The following is a 20183-nucleotide window of genomic DNA, read 5'->3' as shown; positions in this document are numbered from 1 at the left end:
TTTCAATTTTTAGAGCGTTTTTTATACTTCAAAATTACATTATTCAGAAAAAAAATCTCTTAATAACTGAGTTACAGCTTAAAGGATAATACCTTCAACTTATTGTTAATTTAAAAAAAATAATAGCTTCCGTAAAACTCAAATATTAGAATTCAGAAAAAGAAAATACTACGATTACATCTCACTTTATTTAGTGAGTTACAAATTATTTAAATCACTAATTATCATATTATAAATCGTATTTTTTTAGAATTTTTTAATAAAAATGCTCAGGTTGAAAAATTACTTATAAACGCCTTATATTTGCAAAAATTCTAAGCAAATAACATGAGTAAATTAGTTGTAGTAGGTACAGTAGCCTTCGATAAAATAGAAACTCCTTTTGGTAAAACCGATAAAATTTTAGGAGGTGCCGGAACTTATATTGGTCTTGCGGCTAAAAAATTTGGTGTAGATGCCGCTATTGTTTCTGTAATTGGCGGTGATTTTCCTGAAGAATATATTTCTATTTTCAAAGAAAGAGACATTAATATTGAGGGTCTAAAGATGATAGAAGATGGTAAAACCTTCTTTTGGAGTGGTAAATATCATGACGATATGAACTCTCGAGACACTTTAGATACCCAGTTAAATGTGTTAGCAGATTTTCAACCCGTAGTGCCTGCTTCTTATAAAGATGCCAAAATTGTAATGCTTGGTAATTTACATCCGTTAGTTCAGTTAAGTGTGATTGAGCAGATGGTAAATCCAGAACTTATTGTATTAGATACGATGAATTTTTGGATGGATAATGCTTTAGAAGATCTTAAGAAAGTAATCGCTAAAGTAGATGTAATTACGATTAACGATGAAGAAGCTAGACAACTTTCAGGAGAATATTCTTTAGTGAAAGCTGCTCGCGAAATCGAGAAAATGGGGCCTAAATACGTAGTAATTAAAAAAGGAGAACATGGCGCTTTATTATTTCATCAAAATGAAATGTTTTTTGCCCCTGCTCTGCCATTAGAAGAAGTTTTTGACCCAACCGGAGCCGGAGATACTTTTGCTGGTGGTTTCGTAGGTTATCTTGCGAAAACCGAAAACACTTCTTTTGAAAACATGAAAAATGCTATTATTTATGGATCTAATTTAGCCTCTTTTTGTGTTGAAAAATTTGGAACTGAAAGGATGCTTAATTTAACCGACAAAGAGATTGAAGAACGTTTAAAAACATTTAAAGCTTTAACTCAATTTAAAATTAGCTTAGATTAAGCACTCAAGATAACAACAACACAACAACCCTTTAAATCTCTCGCCCACAAAATATGAGTGATGCTATTAAACACGAGTGCGGTATTGCACTAGTTAGGTTATTAAAGCCTTTAGAATTTTATAAAGAAAAGTATGGTACCTCTTTTTATGGTTTAAACAAGATGTACCTCATGATGGAAAAGCAACATAATCGAGGACAAGATGGTGCTGGTTTAGCAAGCATAAAATTAGATACTTCGCCTGGCGAAAGATACATTAGCCGTGTAAGATCCAATCAGGCGCAACCTATTCAAGACATTTTTGCTCAAATTAATGATCGTATTAATGACGAAATGCAAAAACATCCTGAATATGCAGAAGATGTTGCGGCACAAAAAAAGAATTTACCTTATATAGGTGAATTACTTTTAGGTCACGTTCGTTATGGAACTTTTGGTAAAAACAGCATCGAAAGTGTTCATCCGTTTTTACGCCAAAACAACTGGATGCACCGTAACCTTATTGTTGCTGGTAACTTTAATATGACCAATGTTTTTAAATTATTTAATAATTTAGTAGAACTAGGTCAGCACCCAAAAGATCAAGCAGATACCGTTACGGTAATGGAAAAGATTGGGCATTTTTTAGATTCTGAAGTACAAAAAGTTTACAAAAAATTAAAAAAAGAAGGCTTTAGTAAAAAAGATGCTTCACCGCATATTGCAGATAGATTGAACGTAGCTAAAATCTTACGTAAATCTTCAAAAGATTGGGATGGTGGTTACGCTATGGCCGGATTAATAGGGCATGGCGATTCTTTTGTGTTAAGAGATCCAGCAGGGATTAGACCTGTTTATTACTATATAGATGATGAAGTGGTGGTTACCGCTTCAGAAAGACCTGTTATTCAAACGGCTTTTAATGTTGCTTTTGAAGATGTAAAAGAACTCGAACCAGGTCACGCTTTAATTACCAAAAAAAGCGGAAAAACTTCCATTAAAAAAATAATAGAACCACTAGAACGTAAGGCTTGCTCTTTTGAACGTATCTATTTTTCTAGAGGAAGTGATGCAGAAATCTATCAAGAACGTAAAAACTTAGGTAAATTTATTATGCCTGAAGTTTTAAAGGCAATAGATTACGATACCATTAATTCTGTTTTTTCATTCATTCCTAATACTGCTGAAACTTCTTTCTACGGAATGGTAGAAGCGGCTCAAGACGAATTAAATCGTCAAAAGAATGAAGCAATTCTAAAAGAAAAAGAAACCCTTACAGATGAGCGCTTAAAGCAAATTCTTTCTTACCGTTTACGTACAGAAAAAATTGCTATTAAAGATGCCAAACTAAGAACTTTTATTACAGAAGATAGTAGCCGTGATGATTTAGTGGCACACGTTTATGATGTAACATACGGTGTGGTTAAACCAGAAGATAATTTAGTGATAATCGACGACAGTATTGTACGTGGTACTACGTTAAAAAAGAGTATCATTAAAATGATGGATCGCTTAGGGCCTAAGAAAATTATCGTAGTTTCTTCTGCTCCGCAAATTCGTTATCCGGACTGTTATGGTATAGATATGGCACGATTAGAAGACTTTGTAGCTTTTAAAGCAGCATTAGCTCTACTAAAAGAAACCAATCAATACGATATTATTGAAAAAGTTTACCATAAATGCCTAGCTCAGGTAGAATTAGAAGACAATCAAGTTCAAAATTTTGTAAAAGAAGTTTACGAGCCTTTTACATACGAGCAGGTTTCTAATAAAATTGCAGAATTACTTTGCGACGAAACTATTGAAGCTAACGTAGAAGTTATTTATCAGAAAGTAGATAAATTACACGAGGCTTGTCCAAAAAATTTAGGCGACTGGTATTTTACTGGAGATTACCCAACACCAGGAGGAAATAGAGTTGTAAATAGAGCATTTATTAATTTCTTTGAAGGTAATAAAGAAAGAGCATATCTATAATTAATGATTTTTATTGTATAAATAAAATTTGTTAATTATTCTCTTAAATTAATAAAAAGATCCTATATTTATAATAGCCATAAAAAAGTAGGTTAAGTTTATGGTAAAATTTGGGGCAAAAAAAGGTGGTTTTTACAAACCACCTTTTTTTATAATTCTATTTTAAAAATCTAATTATTTAGATTTTGCATATTTAGAAGCTACTTCTTCCCAGTCTACAACATTAAAAAATGCATCGATATATTCTGGACGCTTATTTTGATATTTTAGATAATATGCATGCTCCCAAACATCAAGTCCTAAAATTGGTGTTCCTCCACAACCAATACCTGGCATTAATGGATTATCTTGGTTTGGAGTAGAGCAAATTTCTACTTTACCACCTTCGTGTACACAAAGCCAAGCCCAACCAGAACCAAACTGTCCAGCAGCTGCTTTAGCAAATTCTTCTTTAAAAGCATCAAAAGAGCCATAAGCTTCTTCAATAGCTTTTTCTAATTCACCTGTAGGTTTTCCTCCTCCGTTTGGAGACATTACTTCCCAAAAAAGATTATGGTTAAAAAAACCTCCTCCGTTATTTCTAACAGCCGTGTTAGACTTATCTAGATTCATTAAAATATTTTCAATATTTTTTCCATCTAAATCTGTTCCTTCTACAGCTGCATTTAATTTTTTAGTATATCCTGCGTGGTGCTTTCCATAATGAATCTCCATCGTTTCTTTGTCGATGTTAGGTTCAAGTGCGTCAAAAGCATATTTTAATTTTGGTTGTTCAAAAGCCATAATTGTTATATTTTGTTGTTAGTAATCTAATTCGCTATCAAAATTAATTATTAAGAACCTGAATAAAAATAAAAAAATGTTATAAATTACTTAAAGATTTTGAGTTTTCATAGAAACCCATTATAACTTATTATTTTTATCTATATCATTGCTTCAAAAATTTTAATCATTTTGCAAACTTCTCGCTCCCCTTTTCAACTTTATAATGCTTCTGCAGGTTCTGGTAAAACATTTACCATTGTAAAAAAATACATTTCTATTTTACTCAAAGCCAACCGAAAAGATTATTACAAAAATATTCTCGCCATTACATTTACAAATAAGGCGGTGGGAGAAATGAAGTCTAGAATCGTAAATAGTTTAAAAGATTTTGCCGAAGAAGAGACGCCTAAAAAATCTATAGCACTTTTTGAAGAAATAAAGAATGAAACTAAACTTTCTTCAGAAGAAATTAAAAACGAAGCGAAAATTATATTGAGGAGTATTCTTCATAATTACGCTGCGTTTGATGTTTCTACCATCGATGGTTTTACTCATCGTGTTTTGCGTACTTTTGCTAAAGATTTGGGTCTTCCCATGAATTTTGAAGTAGAATTAAATACTTCAGAAATACTACAAGAAGCCGTAGATAGATTAATTTCTAAAGCAGGAACAGATAAAAAACTTACTAAAGTTTTAATAGATTTTGCTATAGCTAAAGCCGATGATGATAAAAGCTGGGATATTAGCAAAGACTTATATGAAATAGCTCAGCTGTTAGTGAATGAAAATAATTTACAGCCGCTTAAAGAATTAGAAACTAAAAATATTGAAGATTTTCAAGCTTTTGAAAAAGAGCTTAAAGCATTTATAAATACTTCAGAAAAAAAATTGCAAAAAAAAGCAGCACAATTTTTTGAATTACTCTTGCAAAATGGATTAGATGATAAAGATTATAACAGAAGCTCTATTCCTGATTATTTCAAAAAGCTTGAGAATGTATCTTACACTGTAAAATCTTCAGATAAAAAAGCGAAGTGGGAACAGGAGATTGCTACAGCTTCACATTATGCGAAGAAACAAACCGATGAAAAAAAATCGGTCATGGATGCCATTCAACCTCAAGTAGCTTCACTTTATTCTTCTTCAGAAACGCTTATAAATAGCATTGAATTTTATAAGAGTATTTTAAAAAAGCTCACCTCTCTTTCGCTGTTAAATCTAATTTACAAAGAAATAGAAAGCGTTAAAATTGAAAAGAATCTGTTACTTATTTCAGAATTTAATAGAAAAATTAGTGAAAGCATAAAAGAGCAACCAGCGCCCTTTATTTATGAGCGTTTAGGCGAGCGTTACCATGAATTTTTTATAGATGAATTTCAAGATACATCAGAATTGCAGTGGATTAATTTAATACCGCTTATTGAGAATAATCTGTCTACAATAGATATTGATGGCAACACCAAAGGTGAGCTTTTTCTGGTGGGTGACGCCAAACAATCTATTTATCGCTGGCGCGGTGGGAAAGCAGAACAATTTATAGATTTGAGTGAAGATTACAACCCATTTAATGTAGAAAAACAGACCATTAATTTGCCCAAAAATTTTAGAAGTCAGCTAGAAATTGTAAAATTCAACAATGCTTTTTTTAACTTTTGTGGTGAAAAATTAAGTTGGGATAAATACCAGAAATTATTTAAAAATGCTGCTCAAGAGCCTCATCAGCAAACTGGTGGTTTTGTAAACATTAGTTTTATTGAAGCACTTAATAACGAAGATCGTGAAGAAGCGTACCCAAAAAAAGTGTTAGAAACCATTGAGCACGTTACGCAGCATGGTTATACAAAAAAAGACATCTGTATTTTAGTACGAAAAAAAGCTCATGGTTATGCCGTGGCTAATTACCTTAACGAAAAGGGAATCCCTATTATTTCTACCGAAAGTCTTCTGGTAAAAAACTCTGAAGCCGTAAATTTTATCGATGCTATATTTCGGTATTCTTTAAACCCAGAAGACAAGAACATTAAATTTGAAATCTTAGATTACCTCTTTCAAAAAAATAAAGAGCACGAAAATTATTTTAGCAGTATTTATGACCGATTAGATTTATTAGAAAAAGATTTTTTTAAGTCTTTACAAGAGTTAGATTATCATTTTAACCTCGCGACACTTCAAAGACTACCTCTTTATGATGCTGCAGAATATATTATTAGAAGTTTTAATTTACAAGAAGAAGCAGACGCTTACCTACAGTTTTACTTAGATTTTATTTACGAGTATACACAAAAAAATACAGGAGTAATTGCCGGTTATGTAGATTATTGGCAGCAGAAAAAAGATACGTTAAGTATCATTGCACCCGAAGGTGAAGATGCAGTACAAATAATGACCATACACACCTCTAAAGGTTTAGAATTTCCTATTGTTATTTACCCTTATGTAAACGAATCTTTAGAAGATACTCGAAACGATGATATTTGGATTCCGCTTTTAGAAGAACCTAATCAAATTCCCTATGCCTATTTAAGTGCCAATAAAAAGTTAGATAATTTTGGTGAAATACCAGCTGCCCTTTACCAAAAGTTACTTATTGAGAATGAATTTGATGCGCTTAACATTTTATATGTTGCTTTTACTAGGGCTGAAAATCAATTGTATATTATATCTGAAATAGATCCTAAAAAACCCGAAGAAGAAAAAAATGATTACCCAGGCTTACTCAAAGGCTATTTAAAATCAATAAACCATTGGGAATCTGAAAAGTATTCTTATGATTTTGGTAATTTTGAAATCGTAGAAAATCAAGAAATAACCCGTGAAATTGAAAAAATGAATTTCATTTCTTCAGCACCTTCAGATCATAATATTACGCTCATCACAAAATCGGGTCTCTTATGGGATTCTGAACAGCAAGAAGCCATAGATAAAGGAAATCTAATTCATGATTTATTAATGAATATTTATACAGTAAACGATATTGATACTGCGCTAGAAAAAGCAGTTAAAAATGGAGAAATGCTTGCTTCTGAACTAGAAGAATATAAAACTAAAATAAACGAAATAACAGAACACCCTCAACTTCAAGAATATTTCACTTCTTCTTATCAAACGTTTAACGAAAAAGAAATTATCACAAACAAAGGCTTTAAACGAATAGACAGGCTTTGTATTACAGCTAACGAAGCTACCATTATAGATTATAAAACCGGATCGACTTCTTCTACTCACGTGCAACAAGTTGAAGCCTATTCTCAATACATTTCAGAAATAGGTTATCAAGTAAAACAAAAAATATTAGTGTATCTCTATCCTTTCGTTACGGTTAAGATTCTCTAATTTTGCTAAAAATTGAAAAAAATAAAACTATGTATAGTCCAGATTTACAAAAATACCTTCAGAAAGAAATTGAAGAAATTAAAGACAATGGTCTTTACAAAAAAGAACGTATTATTACTTCACCACAAGATGCAGTGATAAAAATAGATACAGGAGCAGAGGTTATTAATTTTTGTGCCAATAATTATCTAGGTCTTTCTAACCACCCAGAGGTTATACAAGCTGCAAAAGACACTTTAGATTCTCACGGATTTGGAATGTCTAGTGTTCGCTTTATTTGTGGCACACAAGATATTCATAAAGAATTAGAACAGAAAATAGCTTCTTTTTATGGAACTGAAGACACCATTTTATATGCGGCCGCATTCGATGCTAATGGTGGTGTTTTTGAGCCTTTACTAACGAAAGAAGATGCAATTATTTCAGACTCGTTAAATCATGCTTCCATTATTGATGGAGTAAGACTTTGTAAAGCCGCTCGTTATCGTTATGAAAACAGTAACATGCAAGATTTAGAAAAACAATTAATTGCAGCTAACGAAAATGGAGCAAGACACAAAATTATCGTTACCGATGGTGTATTCTCTATGGACGGCTTACTAGCACCCCTCGATAAAATTTGCGATTTAGCCGATAAATATGATGCAATGGTCATGATTGATGAATGCCATGCCACTGGTTTTATAGGTGAAACCGGAAGAGGTACTTTAGAAGAAAAAGGAGTATTAGGAAGAATTGATATTATCACTGGAACTTTAGGTAAAGCATTAGGCGGTGCTATGGGTGGTTACACTACGGCTAAAAAAGAAGTTATTGAAATATTAAGACAACGCTCTCGTCCTTACCTATTTTCAAATTCTTTAGCACCAGCAATTGTTGGCGCTTCTATTAAAGTATTTGAAATGTTAGAGAATGATACCAAGCTTAGGGACAAATTAGAATGGAATACCAATTACTTCAAAAAAGCGATGAAAGAAGCCGGTTTTGATATCGTAGATGGAGATTCAGCAATCGTTCCCGTAATGCTTTATGACGCAAAGTTATCTCAAGACATGGCAGATAAACTTTTAGAAGAAGGCATTTATGTAATTGGTTTCTTTTATCCTGTGGTTCCTAAAGAAAAAGCAAGAATAAGAGTACAACTTTCTGCAGCTCATGATCAAATACATTTAGACAAAGCCATAAAGGCTTTTCAGAAAGTAGGAAAAGAGTTAGAAATAATTTAAACCCTTATGAATATGCAATTAGTTGCTCATTAAGAAAATTTTATTATATTTATTTTTGGGAATAACCCATAAGCACTTACATTTGCTTTCAATTAACACGTAAAATTAAACACTTTTAATATGAAACATCTTAGCAGATTTTTATTAATTACTATGGTTGTTTTGGGCTTTACTACGGTAAAAGCACAAAATGAAAATAATCCTTGGGTCATCGGAATTGGCGTAAACGCAGTAGACTCTTACCCTGCAAACGAAGACAGTCCTTTTAGAGGTTTCTTTAAAACAGATAATTACAATATTTTACCTTCAGTATCTCGTATTTCTGTAGGTCGTTATATTGGAGCAGGTTTTTCTGCTGAATTAGCGGGATCTATCAATAGAATAGATAATATTGATGAAATGCCTGTTGATGATTTAACTTATTACAGTGTAGATGCTGCTGGTTTATATAGCTTTAGAAACCTAATTAGTGAAGACGGATGGTTTGATCCATTTTTAGGTGCAGGAGCTGGTTATACTTGGTTAGATGAAGAAGGTAACTTCTCTGCAAATGGTACATTTGGTATTAATTTTTGGATGACAGACAATATCGCATTCAATATCCAAACTACCTATAAACACACAATTGACGATAGTGCTGAAGGTGGTTTCCGTCATTTCCAACACGTTGCTGGTTTTAAAGTAGCTTTTGGAGGAACTGATACTGATGGTGATGGTATTTATGATGATGAAGATGAATGTCCTGAAACTCCAGGTTTAAAAGAGTTTAATGGTTGTCCAGATTCCGATGGTGATGGTATTGCAGATAAAAACGATGCTTGTCCAGATGTTGCTGGTTTAGCTGAATTTGATGGTTGCCCTGATACAGATGGTGACGGTGTTCCAGATCCTCAAGACGAATGTCCGAATGTTGCTGGAGTTAAATCTTTAAACGGATGTCCAGATTCAGATGGTGATGGTGTAAAAGATAGTGAAGATGAATGTCCTAACGTTGCAGGACCTGTTGCTAATAATGGTTGTCCTTGGCCAGATAGAGATGGTGATGGTGTTTTAGATAAAGACGATCAGTGTCCAGATGTTGCAGGAACTGCTGCTAATAACGGTTGTCCTGAAGTAACTGTAGAAGTTATTAACGAGTTAAATGAGTATTCTAAAACAATCTTATTTGATTTAGGTAAATCTTCAATAAGAAAAGATTCATATGATGCTTTAGATTCTATTGCTGAAATCATGAATGAGTACCCACAAACTGTTTTCCATATTGAAGGTCATACAGATAGTCAAGGTAGTGATGCTTTAAACTTAAGATTATCTAAAGAAAGAGCTGCTTCTGTTAAAACATACTTAGTAGAACAAGATGGTATAGATTCTAGTAGAATTACATCTGAAGGATACGGAGAAACTCAACCTATAGCAACTAACAAAACTGCTGCAGGAAGACAACAAAACAGACGCGTTGAAGTTTCATTAGAGAAAAACAGAGATAAATAAGAAAAATAAATTCTTATATATATTTAAAACGCCTCACATATCTGAGGCGTTTTTTTATTTTTAGAATATGAAAAGTTTTATAGAACAAACCTTAGATCAGCTCTTAGAAGAAGAAAAATTTAATCTATCTCAAACTACCTTTGTGCTTCCTAGTAAAAGAGCAGGAAGTTATTTAAAAGAGGTTTTAAAGCAAAAGATAACACAAACTTCTTTTTCTCCTGAAGTATGGAGTACAGAAGAATTTATTGAAGAAATTTCTTCTTTAAAATCTATAGATAATTTACAAAGTCTCTTTAAATTTCATAACACCTATAAAGAATTAACACCACAAAAAGAACAAGAAGACTTTGAAGTATTTTATGGTTGGGCACAAACTTTAATTTATGATTTTAATGAAATTGACCGTTACCTAATTGATGCAGATGATTTTTTTTCATACCTCTCAAGAATACAAGACATCAATCATTGGGCACTAAGCGATCCTCAAACAGATCTAATTAAAAAATATTTATCTTTTTGGAATAATATTCCGCTTTACTACCAACATTTTCAGCAACAGCTAATTCAAGAAAATGAAGCCTACCAAGGTTTAATGTATAGAGTAGCTGCCAATAAAATAGAAAATTACCTCTCTAATTCTAAGCAAAATTACGTTTTATTAGGTTTCAATGCGTTAAACAATGCTGAACAAAAGATTTTTCAAACCATATTGAAAAAGGAACGCGGACAAATATTTTGGGATTCAGATCACTATTTTTTCAAAGATCATTTTCATGAAGCCTCCCTATTTTTAAGGGAATATGCTAAAAACTGGAAATTATATAAAGATAATAATCCGTTTAAACATTTACCTGATAACTATATTCAACCCAAAGAAGTTGATATTTATGGAATACCTAAAAATATAGGTCAAGCCAAACAAGTAGCAAAAATTTTAAAAACCATTCCTTCACATAAATTAAGTAAAACAGCCATCATTTTAAATGATGAAGGTCTGTTAACCCCTTTATTAAATTCACTACCAGCAGAGATTCAGAAAATTAATATAACTATGGGTTTGCCGCTTAAAGAAACCCCCTTAGCTTCTTTATTTGAAATTATATTTGAACTCCAACAATTAAGTAGTGACCAGCTTTATTACAAACCTGTTATAGAAATACTCAACCATCCTTTTGTGCTGCACAAATTGGGAGAAAATTCCAAACAACTTCAGCATAATATACATCAAGAGAACCTCGTTTATCTTACTAAAAAGCAAATCTTAGCTTTTTCTAATGAGGAAACTAAAAGAATTATTGGTCCTATTTTAGACCTTCATAATTCTCCCTTAAAATTGCTTCAAACCCTAACGGGCTTCATTCAGAATTTACGTTTAAAAAACAGCTCAGATTATCTTTTAGAGACAGAATATCTATACCATTTTCATCAGTTATTTATCAAAATTAGAAACTTGATAGAAAATAATAGCCCTATTAAGACCATCTCTTCTTTACATAAAATTTATAAAGATTCGTTAGAGACAGAATCGTTAGATTTTAGCGGTTCTCCTTTTGATGGTCTTCAACTTATGGGCATGTTAGAAAGCAGAGTGTTAGATTATGAAAACATCATTATTACCTCTGTAAATGAAGGCGTTCTCCCTGCTGGTAAAAGTAGTAACTCTTTTATTCCGTTTGATTTAAAAAAAGAATACGGTTTACCTACTTATAAAGAAAAAGATGCCATTTACACCTATCACTTTTATAGATTGTTACAGCGTGCCAAGAATATTCATATTCTTTACAATACAGAACCTGGAAGTTTAAATGGAGGTGAAAAAAGCAGATTTATTACCCAATTAGAGATAGAATCTCCTGCGCATAACCAACCTAGAAAGCAATTTCTAAACCCTTATGTTCCTGCTCGAAAAACAACATTAAAGAAGATAGAAAAATCGCCAGAAGTGATTAAAAAACTAAAATCACTAGCAGCTCATGGCTTTTCTCCTTCCGCATTGACCACCTATATTAGAAATCCGTTAGATTTTTATAAAAATTATGTGCTTAATATTCGAGATTCTAACGAGGTAGAAGAAACAGTTGCAGCAAATACTTTGGGGACGGTGGTTCATGATGTTTTAGAACATTTCTATAAAGCTTTTGAAGGCAAACAAATTCTTAAAGAAGATCTGCTGAAAATGAAAAACAGCATTGAAGATCAAGTAAAAATTGAATTTCAAAAAACCTATAAACAAGCGCCTATACATAAAGGAAAAAACTTAATCATTTTTGAAATTGCTAAGCGATATATTTTCAACTTCTTAAACAAAGAACTAAAAGAAATTGAAACTAATGAATTGTATATTAAACAAGTTGAAAATAAATTAACATGCAGTATTTCTATACCCGAACTTAATTTTCCTATTAAAATTGGAGGAAAAGTAGACCGTGTAGATTCTCTCAATAAAAATTTGCGTATTGTAGATTATAAAACGGGTAAAGTTCAAAGCACAGATTTAAATTTAAAAGAATGGGGAGAACTAACAAAAGATTATAAATATTCAAAAGTATTTCAAGTGCTTTGTTATGCCAGAATGATTTTTGAAGAAAGTTATTTTGAACAAGCAGAAGCCGGAATTATATCTTTCAAAAATCTAAAAGCTGGTTTTATGCCTTTCAAACAGGTTAAAAATACAGAAATTAATAAAGACACGTTAAACCAATTTGAAACCCAGTTGAAAAGCTTAATTTTAGAAATATTCAATCCAGAAATTCCATTTGAAGAGAAAGAAGTTTAGCTATGATTAGAGAAAAAAATTTTTTATTAGAAGGAAAATACGAAAAACCTATTGTAACAGATGTTTATTTTGAGCCTAATCAACAACCTAAACCTATTGTTATTTTTTGCCATGGCTACAAAGGTTTCAAAGATTGGGGTGCTTGGGATTTGGTTGCCGAAAAATTTGCCGAAGCTAATTTTTTCTTCATAAAATTTAATTTCTCACACAATGGCGGGACCGCAGACCAACCTATAGATTTTCCTGACTTAGAGGCTTTTGCCCAAGACAATTTTAGTAAACAGCTAGACGACTTACAAACCGTAATTGATTGGATTACCACCACCAAAGAATTTCACGCCAACGCAGAGGTGCAAAATATAAATTTAATAGGTCACAGTCGTGGAGGAGGTATTGTAACGATTAAAGCTGAAGAAGAAAATAAGGTTAAAAAAGTTATTACTTGGAATGGTGTTTCAGATTTCGAAAGTCGTTTCCCTAAAGGAGAAGCTTTACAAAAATGGAAAGACGAAATGTTTTACTATGTTAAAAACGGGCGCACGCAACAACAAATGCCACATCACATTCAATTTTATGAAGATTTTATAACGCACAAAGAGCGGTTTACTATTCAACGAGCAGCCAATAATTTAAATAAACCTTATTTAATTATTCATTCTGAAGCTGACCCTACCGTTAATATTTCTGAAGCAAAACAGCTTCATCTGTGGAGCAAAAAAAGTGAGCTTTTTACTTTAACAGGCAGTGATCATGTCTTCAAAACTAAACATCCTTGGGATCAAAACAGTTTATCTTCAGATTTAGAAAAAGCAACAAATAAAAGTATAAGGTTTATACAAGACTAATTATGATAGCCCAGATTATATTAGTAGGCGCTTTACTATTACTCGTTAGTATTTTAGCAGGAAAAACCTCCTACCGTTTTGGCGTACCTACACTTGTGCTTTTCTTAGCCGTTGGAATGTTAGCTGGCTCTGAAGGTTTATTAGGTATTAAATTTGACAATCCATTAATTGCTCAATTTATAGGAATTGTCGCTTTAAACGTTATTCTATTCTCTGGCGGTCTTGATACACGCTGGGATGCCGTTAAACCTATTATGTATAAAGGCGGTCTTTTAGCTTCTTTAGGCGTTTTTATTACAGCAGGATCTGTAGGCTTGTTTACCTATTATCTTTTAGATTTTTCTATTACTGAAGCCTTTTTACTGGGCGCCATTATTTCTTCTACAGATGCTGCTGCGGTATTTTCTGTGTTACGCTCTAAAAACATTAGCCTTAGAGACGGTATTAGACCAATGTTAGAATTGGAGAGCGGAAGTAATGACCCAATGGCATACTTTTTAACCACAATATTTACCGGCATTGTAGTAGCCCAAGATTTTAACGGATGGGATTCTATATTTAAATTAATTTCACAAATTGCCATTGGAGCAGCTTGCGGTTTTGGAATAGGAAAATTAAGTAAACTTCTTATTAATAAAATAGAATTAGATTTTGAAGGGCTTTACCCTGTTCTAGGCTTAGCATTAAGTTTTATAGCATACTCTTTTACAGATGTGATCGGCGGAAATGGTTTTTTAGCCGTTTATATATCTTCAGTGATTTTGGGTAACAGCAAACTAATTAGAAAAAACTCTTTACGTCAATTTTTTGATGGGTTTGCTTGGCTAATGCAAATTATTTTATTCTTAACGCTAGGTTTACTAGTTTACCCAACACATATTATTCCGGTTATATTAACTGGTTTAGCCATTGCTTTATTTTTAATTTTTGTGGCGAGACCGCTGAGCGTTTTTATAAGCTTAGCCTTTTTTAAAATGAAAATAAAAAGTAAGCTCTTTATTTCATGGGTAGGTTTACGCGGTGCAGTGCCTATTGTTTTTGCTACGTTCCCTATGGTGGCTGGTTTAGAGAAAGCAGATCTTATTTTTAACATCGTGTTTATGGTTACACTTGTTTCTATTATGTTACAAGGCACTACAATCATTAAAATGGCAAATTGGTTGGGAGTAGAAGATAAATCGGTTAAAATCTTAACAAAAGCCCGTGCGTTTGAATTTTCAGATGAATCAAAAACAGAATCTGCAGAAGTTCATCTTAGAGAAAACAGCAAAGGTGTAGGACAAAAACTTTATCAACTTAAATTACCTAAAAACACCTTAGTCGTTATGATTATAAGAGAGGATAATTATTTTGTTCCTGAAGGTTCTACTCAATTAGAAGCTGGCGATACTTTACAGCTTATTTCTGCTAAAAAATCTGATTTAGATTTGGTTGTAGAAAATGTAGGATAACACTATACAAAATAGATTTTTTGATTATTTTAGTGAAAAATTGGGGGGATTAGCTCAGTTGGCTAGAGCGTTTGGCTGGCAGCCAAAAGGCCATCGGTTCGAATCCGATATTCTCCACAAAAAAACCGAAGAAATTTTCTTCGGTTTTTTTATTTACATTTTATAAATCCAAAGTGCAGGATCTAACGCTTGGGTATTTTTATAGATAAAAAAGCTTAAAGTTGGTCTTCCTGTGGCTGTACTTTTACCTACCCTACCTATTACTTGATTAGTGGTTAACTCATCGCCTACTTCAACATTTATATGAGAAAGGTTATTATAAACACTTAAGAAATCTCCATGAATCACATAAATAGCTTTATTAGCTCCTTTTATGGCTTGTATTTTAAAAACTTTACCATTAAAAACGGCTCTTACTGCTTCGTTTTCATTGGTTTCAATTCTTACGCCATTACTTTTAATTTTTGCAGATTTCACCACGGGGTGAGGGTGCGTCCCAAACCTCATCGCGACAACTCCAGATTTTACAGGCCAAGGTAATTTGCCTTTATTTGCTGTAAAATTTGCGGCTAACTCTTTTGCTTCTGGAGTAAGCTCAAATTTACTGGTAGAGGTAGAACCTTTCTTTTTATTTTCTACTGCAATTGCTTCTCGAATTAAACGTTCAATTTCTTGATCTATTCTAGAAACTTCTTTTTGCTTTTGCTGAAGTTCTTTTTCAAAGTCTCCAGTCTTTTTTCGGATAGAGGCTACTAATTCTTCTTGCTGCTTTTTATCTTTTTGTAACTTACTTTGGGTTATTCTATTTTGAGATAAAAGTTCTTCTTTAGCTTTTCGCTGCTCGACCAAATCTTCATTTAACTTTTGTAACAACTCAGTTTGCTGTTTAATCTCTACTCCTTGTTTTTTTCTGTATTTTGTATATTGTTTCATGTATTGCAAACGTTTGTAAGCTTGCAGAAAATTCTCTGAAGAAAACAAAAACATGATTCTACTTTGGTTAGATTTACTCTTGTAAGACTTCTTAATCATCTTTGCATAATCTTCTTTTAGCTTTTCTAAGTCTTTACGTAGTTTAGCTATTTTATTAAGATTAGCATTAATTTCTTTAGTTAATAAATTAGCTTCTTGATTGGTTACTCGTATTAAATTTTCTGTAGCTCTAATGCGTTTATCTAAATCTTCAACTTGAGTTAAAACAGATTGTTGTTTCTGTTTATTTGTAACCAACAAACTACTTATTTCGTTAATTTCTTTACGCAGTGCTATTCGCTGTTGCTCTAATTTTTTTCGCTCAGCGCTTTGAGAAAAACTAATGCTGCTACAACTTACAATAAGAAATAGGCTAACGATGTATTTAAGTTGAAACTGACTCATTCAATTATAATTTCTTCGTATCCTGAAGGTATTTCAAACGGAAAACTTACCGGCTCATTAAATGCTAACGATCGATAATCTATATTTATTTTAGTTGTCTTATCTTCTTGATTAGCAATGATGATAATATTCTTTGGCATATCATAATTTTCTCTACCGTAGAAATCGTCATAAGTAATCATTACAGCTTGGTTCTTTTCTTCACGAAGTAATTGCTGTGCTTTCGTTCTAAAGGTTAACAAATCGATTAAAAAAGACCTTGCAACAGGGGTTTTCTCAATAGAAGATAGCTGGTAACCATTTTGACTTGATGAAAGGATATATTTTTTAGATTTCAGTTCATAAATTGGTTGACCAATTAATAGATTCTGAACTTTCTCATAATCTAACTCTGTACCTAACCATTTACTTAATAAACTAAAGTCACCATCAAAATAAGATCCGTTTATTTTTTCGTAAAACTGAACCCGTTTTGGAGTCACCATTACTTTAGCTAACGGAATAATACCTGCTAATTTTGCACTTAGCCAAATGGCTTTATCTTTCTCTATTCTAATACTTACTGAAATAGACTGACTGTCTTCCCCATCGTCATAGCTTCCTTTTAACCTACCTTGCATGGTTTTAAAAGAAGGTTTTGCGGCTAGATTTTTCTCAATCACATTTTCTTTAGTTGCATCTGCTTTGCGTTCTGCTGCGGTTTTTTTAGGTCCGCAAGAAATCACCAAGAAACCTAAAAGGATTAGAAGTGTTTTATAAATATGCTGCATTTGTTAAAGTGTTTTTTTTATAGTTTCAAATTTCTGTTGAAATTTATCTGCTTCTTCAGTTTTGCCTAAACCGCTATAAGCTATAGCTAATTGCCGATAAAAATCACTTTCCATTTGAGGGTTATCAATTAGAAAATCTAATCCCATTAAAAGATAATCTTCGGCTTCTTTAAAATTTCGCAAGCTATTATTAGCAACACCACTCACCAAATATAAAATAGGCTGTGAAGGATAGGTTGCCATATATTCTTCTGCCAGTAAAATAGATTTGGAAGGCATTTCTTCTTGCAGGTATAATAGCATTAAGTCTTTTGCCGAAGCAAAATCATTTGGATTTTCGCTGACTACTTTTTCTAAGTTCTGAATCGCTTTATGGTTATCTCTACCTTTGTAAAACTGAGCCAAATCTGCATTGCTCTCACCATTGGCTAATTGTTTATCTAAACTTTCAATTAGGTCTTGCTCGTATTTTGGTTGTTGGTTAACCAATTGCACGAAGTCTTTTACAACTTCTTTCTTCATCGTCATGCTCAAATCGCTTTCTAAAACTGTTTTCATTGATGCGACAGCTTCATTATCTTTATATTCGGCTAAGTACTTTTTATATAACGCATAATGCGCTTCTTTAGCTTCTGGATATTTATTGAGCAATTTTTCTGCAATTTTATACATTTTTTCAAGCTTATTTTGCTTGGCATAAAAGTGCATTAAGACTAAGTAATTATTTATTACTGAAGGGGCTTCTGCTAACTGAGCTAGTAAAAAATTTTCTTCCAACATTTTATCTGGATTTTCAGAAAAAATCTTTTCTCTTAACGCATCACGATAATCACTTTGACCTTCTTTTGCATTAATATAATCTAAGGCTTCTAATGCTTTTTGATAGTCTTGTGTTCTTACATAAAGGTTGGCCAAATCTTCATAGTAATCCATATTAAACGGAGTTAATTTTTTAGCAATTTCTATGGCTTTATCATAGTTTTGAGTAAGATAGAAAACATCATAAAGCTCGGTAAGAATATCTACATTTTCTTCTTTTTCTGAAAGGGCTTTGTAAAGGTTTTCTTCTGCTTTACTGTATTGTTCTAAAGCCTTATAATTTTTTCCTAATTCGTAAAAAACTGCTACATTTTTAGGCTGAATTTCTTGCGCTTTTTTTAAAGCTGAAATGGCTTTCTCATAGTTTTCTATGCCTCTTTGAGTTAAGCCCTGAAAGAAATATTCTTGAAAGTTATCTTTTATATTACCTAAATTATCTTGATTGATTTCTTGCTTAGCAATTGCCAATGAATCTTGTTGCTTTTCTTGGGAATTTGAAACAGTAATACTTCCGAAGAAAATTCCGAAGAAAAAAATTAAGGTATGTAATTTTTTATTTTTCAAGTATATTTTTAAGCAGCTTTATGGTAAAACCTACAAGATGTAATTACCTTGTAGGATGATAAGTTTTTGTTATAATTATTATTCTAATACTGAATAATCACCAATACTAATTTGTGTATAATGACCATCGTATTTAGCGTGATTACCAATCATAGAGTTGTCTAACTTCGCATTTTTAATGCTAGAATTGGTTTGAATTAACGAATTTTTAATTTCGCTATCTTCTACCACACAATTATCTCCTATAGAAACATTAGGTCCAATTTTAGCATTTTTCAACACTACATTTTCACCGATATAACAAGGTTCTATAATTTCTGAATTTTCTAATTTTACAGACGCTGATATGGTTTTTTCTCCATCTTGCTTTAGGAAATTCAGCATTTTACCGTTTGTCTCTACGGTTACGTTTTTATTTCCGCAGTCCATCCATTCGTCTACGGTTCCTGTTTTAAAGATTTTGCCATCGGCCATCATCTTCTTAATTCCATCGTTAATTTGATATTCGCCGCCGTGCATTAGGTTTTCTTCTAAAACTTCTTGTAGCTTACCTTTTAGCACCGTAATGTCTTTAAAATAATAAATACCAATTACAGCTTCATCACTTACAAATTCTGCAGGTTTTTCAACTAAATCGATAATTTCATCTTTATCATTTAAGTTAACGACTCCATAAGCTTCAGGGTTTGCGACCTTTTTTGTCCAAATTACAGCATCTGCATCTTTGTCTAGTTCAAAATTAGCTTTAATGAGCGTATCGGCATAAGCGACTACAGCTGGTCCAGAGAGTGAATCTTTAGCACTCATGATGGCGTGACCAGTCCCTAATGGTTGATCTTGACGATAAATAGATGCTTTTGCACCTAAAGATTCTGCTAAGTTTTTTAGACTTGCTACAATTTCTTCACCAAAAAATGCAGGATCTCCTAAAATGAAAGCAACTTCTTCTATTGGCTGATTTAAAACTTTGGCTATATCTTTTACCAAACGATGAACAATAGGCTCACCAGCCACTGGAATTAAAGGTTTAGGGACAGTTAAAGTATGTGGACGAAGACGAGAACCTCTTCCCGCCATTGGAACGATTATTTTCATTTAAATAGATTTCAAATATTAGTTATTCAATTTTAGATGCCGGTACTTCCAAAGCCACCTTCACCACGATCAGATTCTTCTAGAGCATTTACTTCTTGCCATTCTGCTCGTTCGTGTTTTGCAATTACTAATTGTGCAATACGCTCGCCATCGTTAATTACAAACGCTTCTTTAGATAGATTAACCAAAATTACGCCTATCTCTCCGCGATAATCAGCATCTATAGTTCCTGGCGCATTAAGTACGGTAATTCCTTTTTTGGCAGCCAAGCCGCTTCTGGGTCTTACTTGTGCTTCGTAACCTACAGGAAGTTCTATAAACAATCCTGTTTTCACGATGATACGATCTAACGGACTCAACACAATTTTATCTTCTAAATTTGCTCGAATATCCATTCCTGCAGAGGCAATGGTTTCATAAGCAGGAAGCTCATGGTTTGATTTATTAATAATTTTTACAGTCATT

The 20183-nt window shown here is 32.6% G+C and carries 14 protein-coding genes and 1 tRNA gene; 9 read left to right on the top strand and 6 right to left on the bottom strand.

Translation table 11 applies throughout. The annotated features are described in order from the left end of the window. Positions 1–327 precede the first annotated feature (327 nt). Positions 328–1251 carry a PfkB family carbohydrate kinase gene (locus KW502_RS00170; protein ID WP_219038503.1) on the top strand — a complete coding sequence of 308 codons (924 nt, stop codon included), beginning with the start codon at positions 328–330 and terminating at the stop codon, positions 1249–1251. A gap of 53 nt (positions 1252–1304) precedes the next feature. After that, positions 1305–3206 (top strand): amidophosphoribosyltransferase, encoded by a 1902-nt coding sequence (locus tag KW502_RS00165; protein WP_219038502.1) that lies wholly within the window; start codon positions 1305–1307, stop codon positions 3204–3206. A gap of 174 nt (positions 3207–3380) precedes the next feature. Here the strand turns inward: KW502_RS00165 and KW502_RS00160 are convergent, their stop codons facing one another. Next, complete coding sequence (locus KW502_RS00160; protein ID WP_219038501.1) at positions 3381–3989, bottom strand: superoxide dismutase; 609 nt, start codon at positions 3987–3989, stop codon at positions 3381–3383. Positions 3990–4160: 171 nt separating this feature from the next. On the opposite strand from KW502_RS00160, the gene KW502_RS00155 reads away from it, so the two are divergent. The 7 genes from KW502_RS00155 (at position 4161) to KW502_RS00125 (ending at position 15210) form a co-directional block, all read left to right on the top strand. After that, a complete protein-coding gene (locus KW502_RS00155) occupies positions 4161–7304 on the top strand; it encodes a UvrD-helicase domain-containing protein (RefSeq protein ID WP_219038500.1) in 3144 nt (1047 codons plus the stop codon). Between the two features lie 29 nt (positions 7305–7333). Further along, positions 7334–8530 carry a glycine C-acetyltransferase gene (gene kbl, locus KW502_RS00150; RefSeq protein ID WP_219038499.1) on the top strand — a complete coding sequence of 399 codons (1197 nt, stop codon included), beginning with the start codon at positions 7334–7336 and terminating at the stop codon, positions 8528–8530. Between the two features lie 120 nt (positions 8531–8650). After that, positions 8651–10021, top strand: coding sequence for an OmpA family protein (locus KW502_RS00145; protein ID WP_219038498.1), 1371 nt, complete (start codon positions 8651–8653; stop codon positions 10019–10021). A gap of 67 nt (positions 10022–10088) precedes the next feature. Continuing rightward, positions 10089–12797: a PD-(D/E)XK nuclease family protein gene (locus KW502_RS00140; protein WP_219038497.1), complete on the top strand. Its 2709-nt coding sequence runs from the start codon at positions 10089–10091 to the stop codon at positions 12795–12797. A 2-nt stretch (positions 12798–12799) separates the two neighbouring features. Next, positions 12800–13642, top strand: coding sequence for an alpha/beta hydrolase family protein (locus KW502_RS00135; protein WP_219038496.1), 843 nt, complete (start codon positions 12800–12802; stop codon positions 13640–13642). A gap of 2 nt (positions 13643–13644) precedes the next feature. Then, positions 13645–15093, top strand: a complete 1449-nt coding sequence (locus KW502_RS00130; RefSeq protein WP_219038495.1) for a potassium/proton antiporter — start codon at positions 13645–13647, stop codon at positions 15091–15093. 43 nt (positions 15094–15136) lie between these two features. After that, positions 15137–15210, top strand: a tRNA-Ala gene (locus tag KW502_RS00125). Positions 15211–15246: 36 nt separating this feature from the next. Here the strand turns inward: KW502_RS00125 and KW502_RS00120 are convergent. The 5 genes from KW502_RS00120 to dut all read right to left on the bottom strand — a co-directional run bounded on the left by KW502_RS00120 (position 15247) and on the right by dut (position 20182). After that, a complete protein-coding gene (locus KW502_RS00120; protein ID WP_219038494.1) occupies positions 15247–16470 on the bottom strand; it encodes a murein hydrolase activator EnvC family protein in 1224 nt (407 codons plus the stop codon). Continuing rightward, positions 16467–17240 (bottom strand): lipoprotein insertase outer membrane protein LolB1, encoded by a 774-nt coding sequence (gene lolB1, locus KW502_RS00115; RefSeq protein ID WP_219038493.1) that lies wholly within the window; start codon positions 17238–17240, stop codon positions 16467–16469. The genes KW502_RS00120 and lolB1 overlap by 4 nt, the downstream gene beginning before the upstream one ends. 3 nt (positions 17241–17243) lie before the next feature. Continuing rightward, positions 17244–18623, bottom strand: coding sequence for a tetratricopeptide repeat protein (locus KW502_RS00110; RefSeq protein WP_219038492.1), 1380 nt, complete (start codon positions 18621–18623; stop codon positions 17244–17246). Positions 18624–18701: 78 nt separating this feature from the next. Then, positions 18702–19718, bottom strand: coding sequence for a sugar nucleotidyltransferase (locus tag KW502_RS00105; RefSeq protein ID WP_219038491.1), 1017 nt, complete (start codon positions 19716–19718; stop codon positions 18702–18704). A gap of 32 nt (positions 19719–19750) precedes the next feature. Next, complete coding sequence (gene dut / locus KW502_RS00100) at positions 19751–20182, bottom strand: dUTP diphosphatase (RefSeq protein ID WP_219038490.1); 432 nt, start codon at positions 20180–20182, stop codon at positions 19751–19753. Between the last annotated feature and the right edge of the window lies 1 nt (position 20183).

It is taken from the genome of Mesonia aestuariivivens (assembly GCF_019311235.1).
GTDB lineage: Bacteria > Bacteroidota > Bacteroidia > Flavobacteriales > Flavobacteriaceae > Mesonia > Mesonia aestuariivivens.
This window is presented reverse-complemented; position numbering and strand designations above follow the sequence as displayed.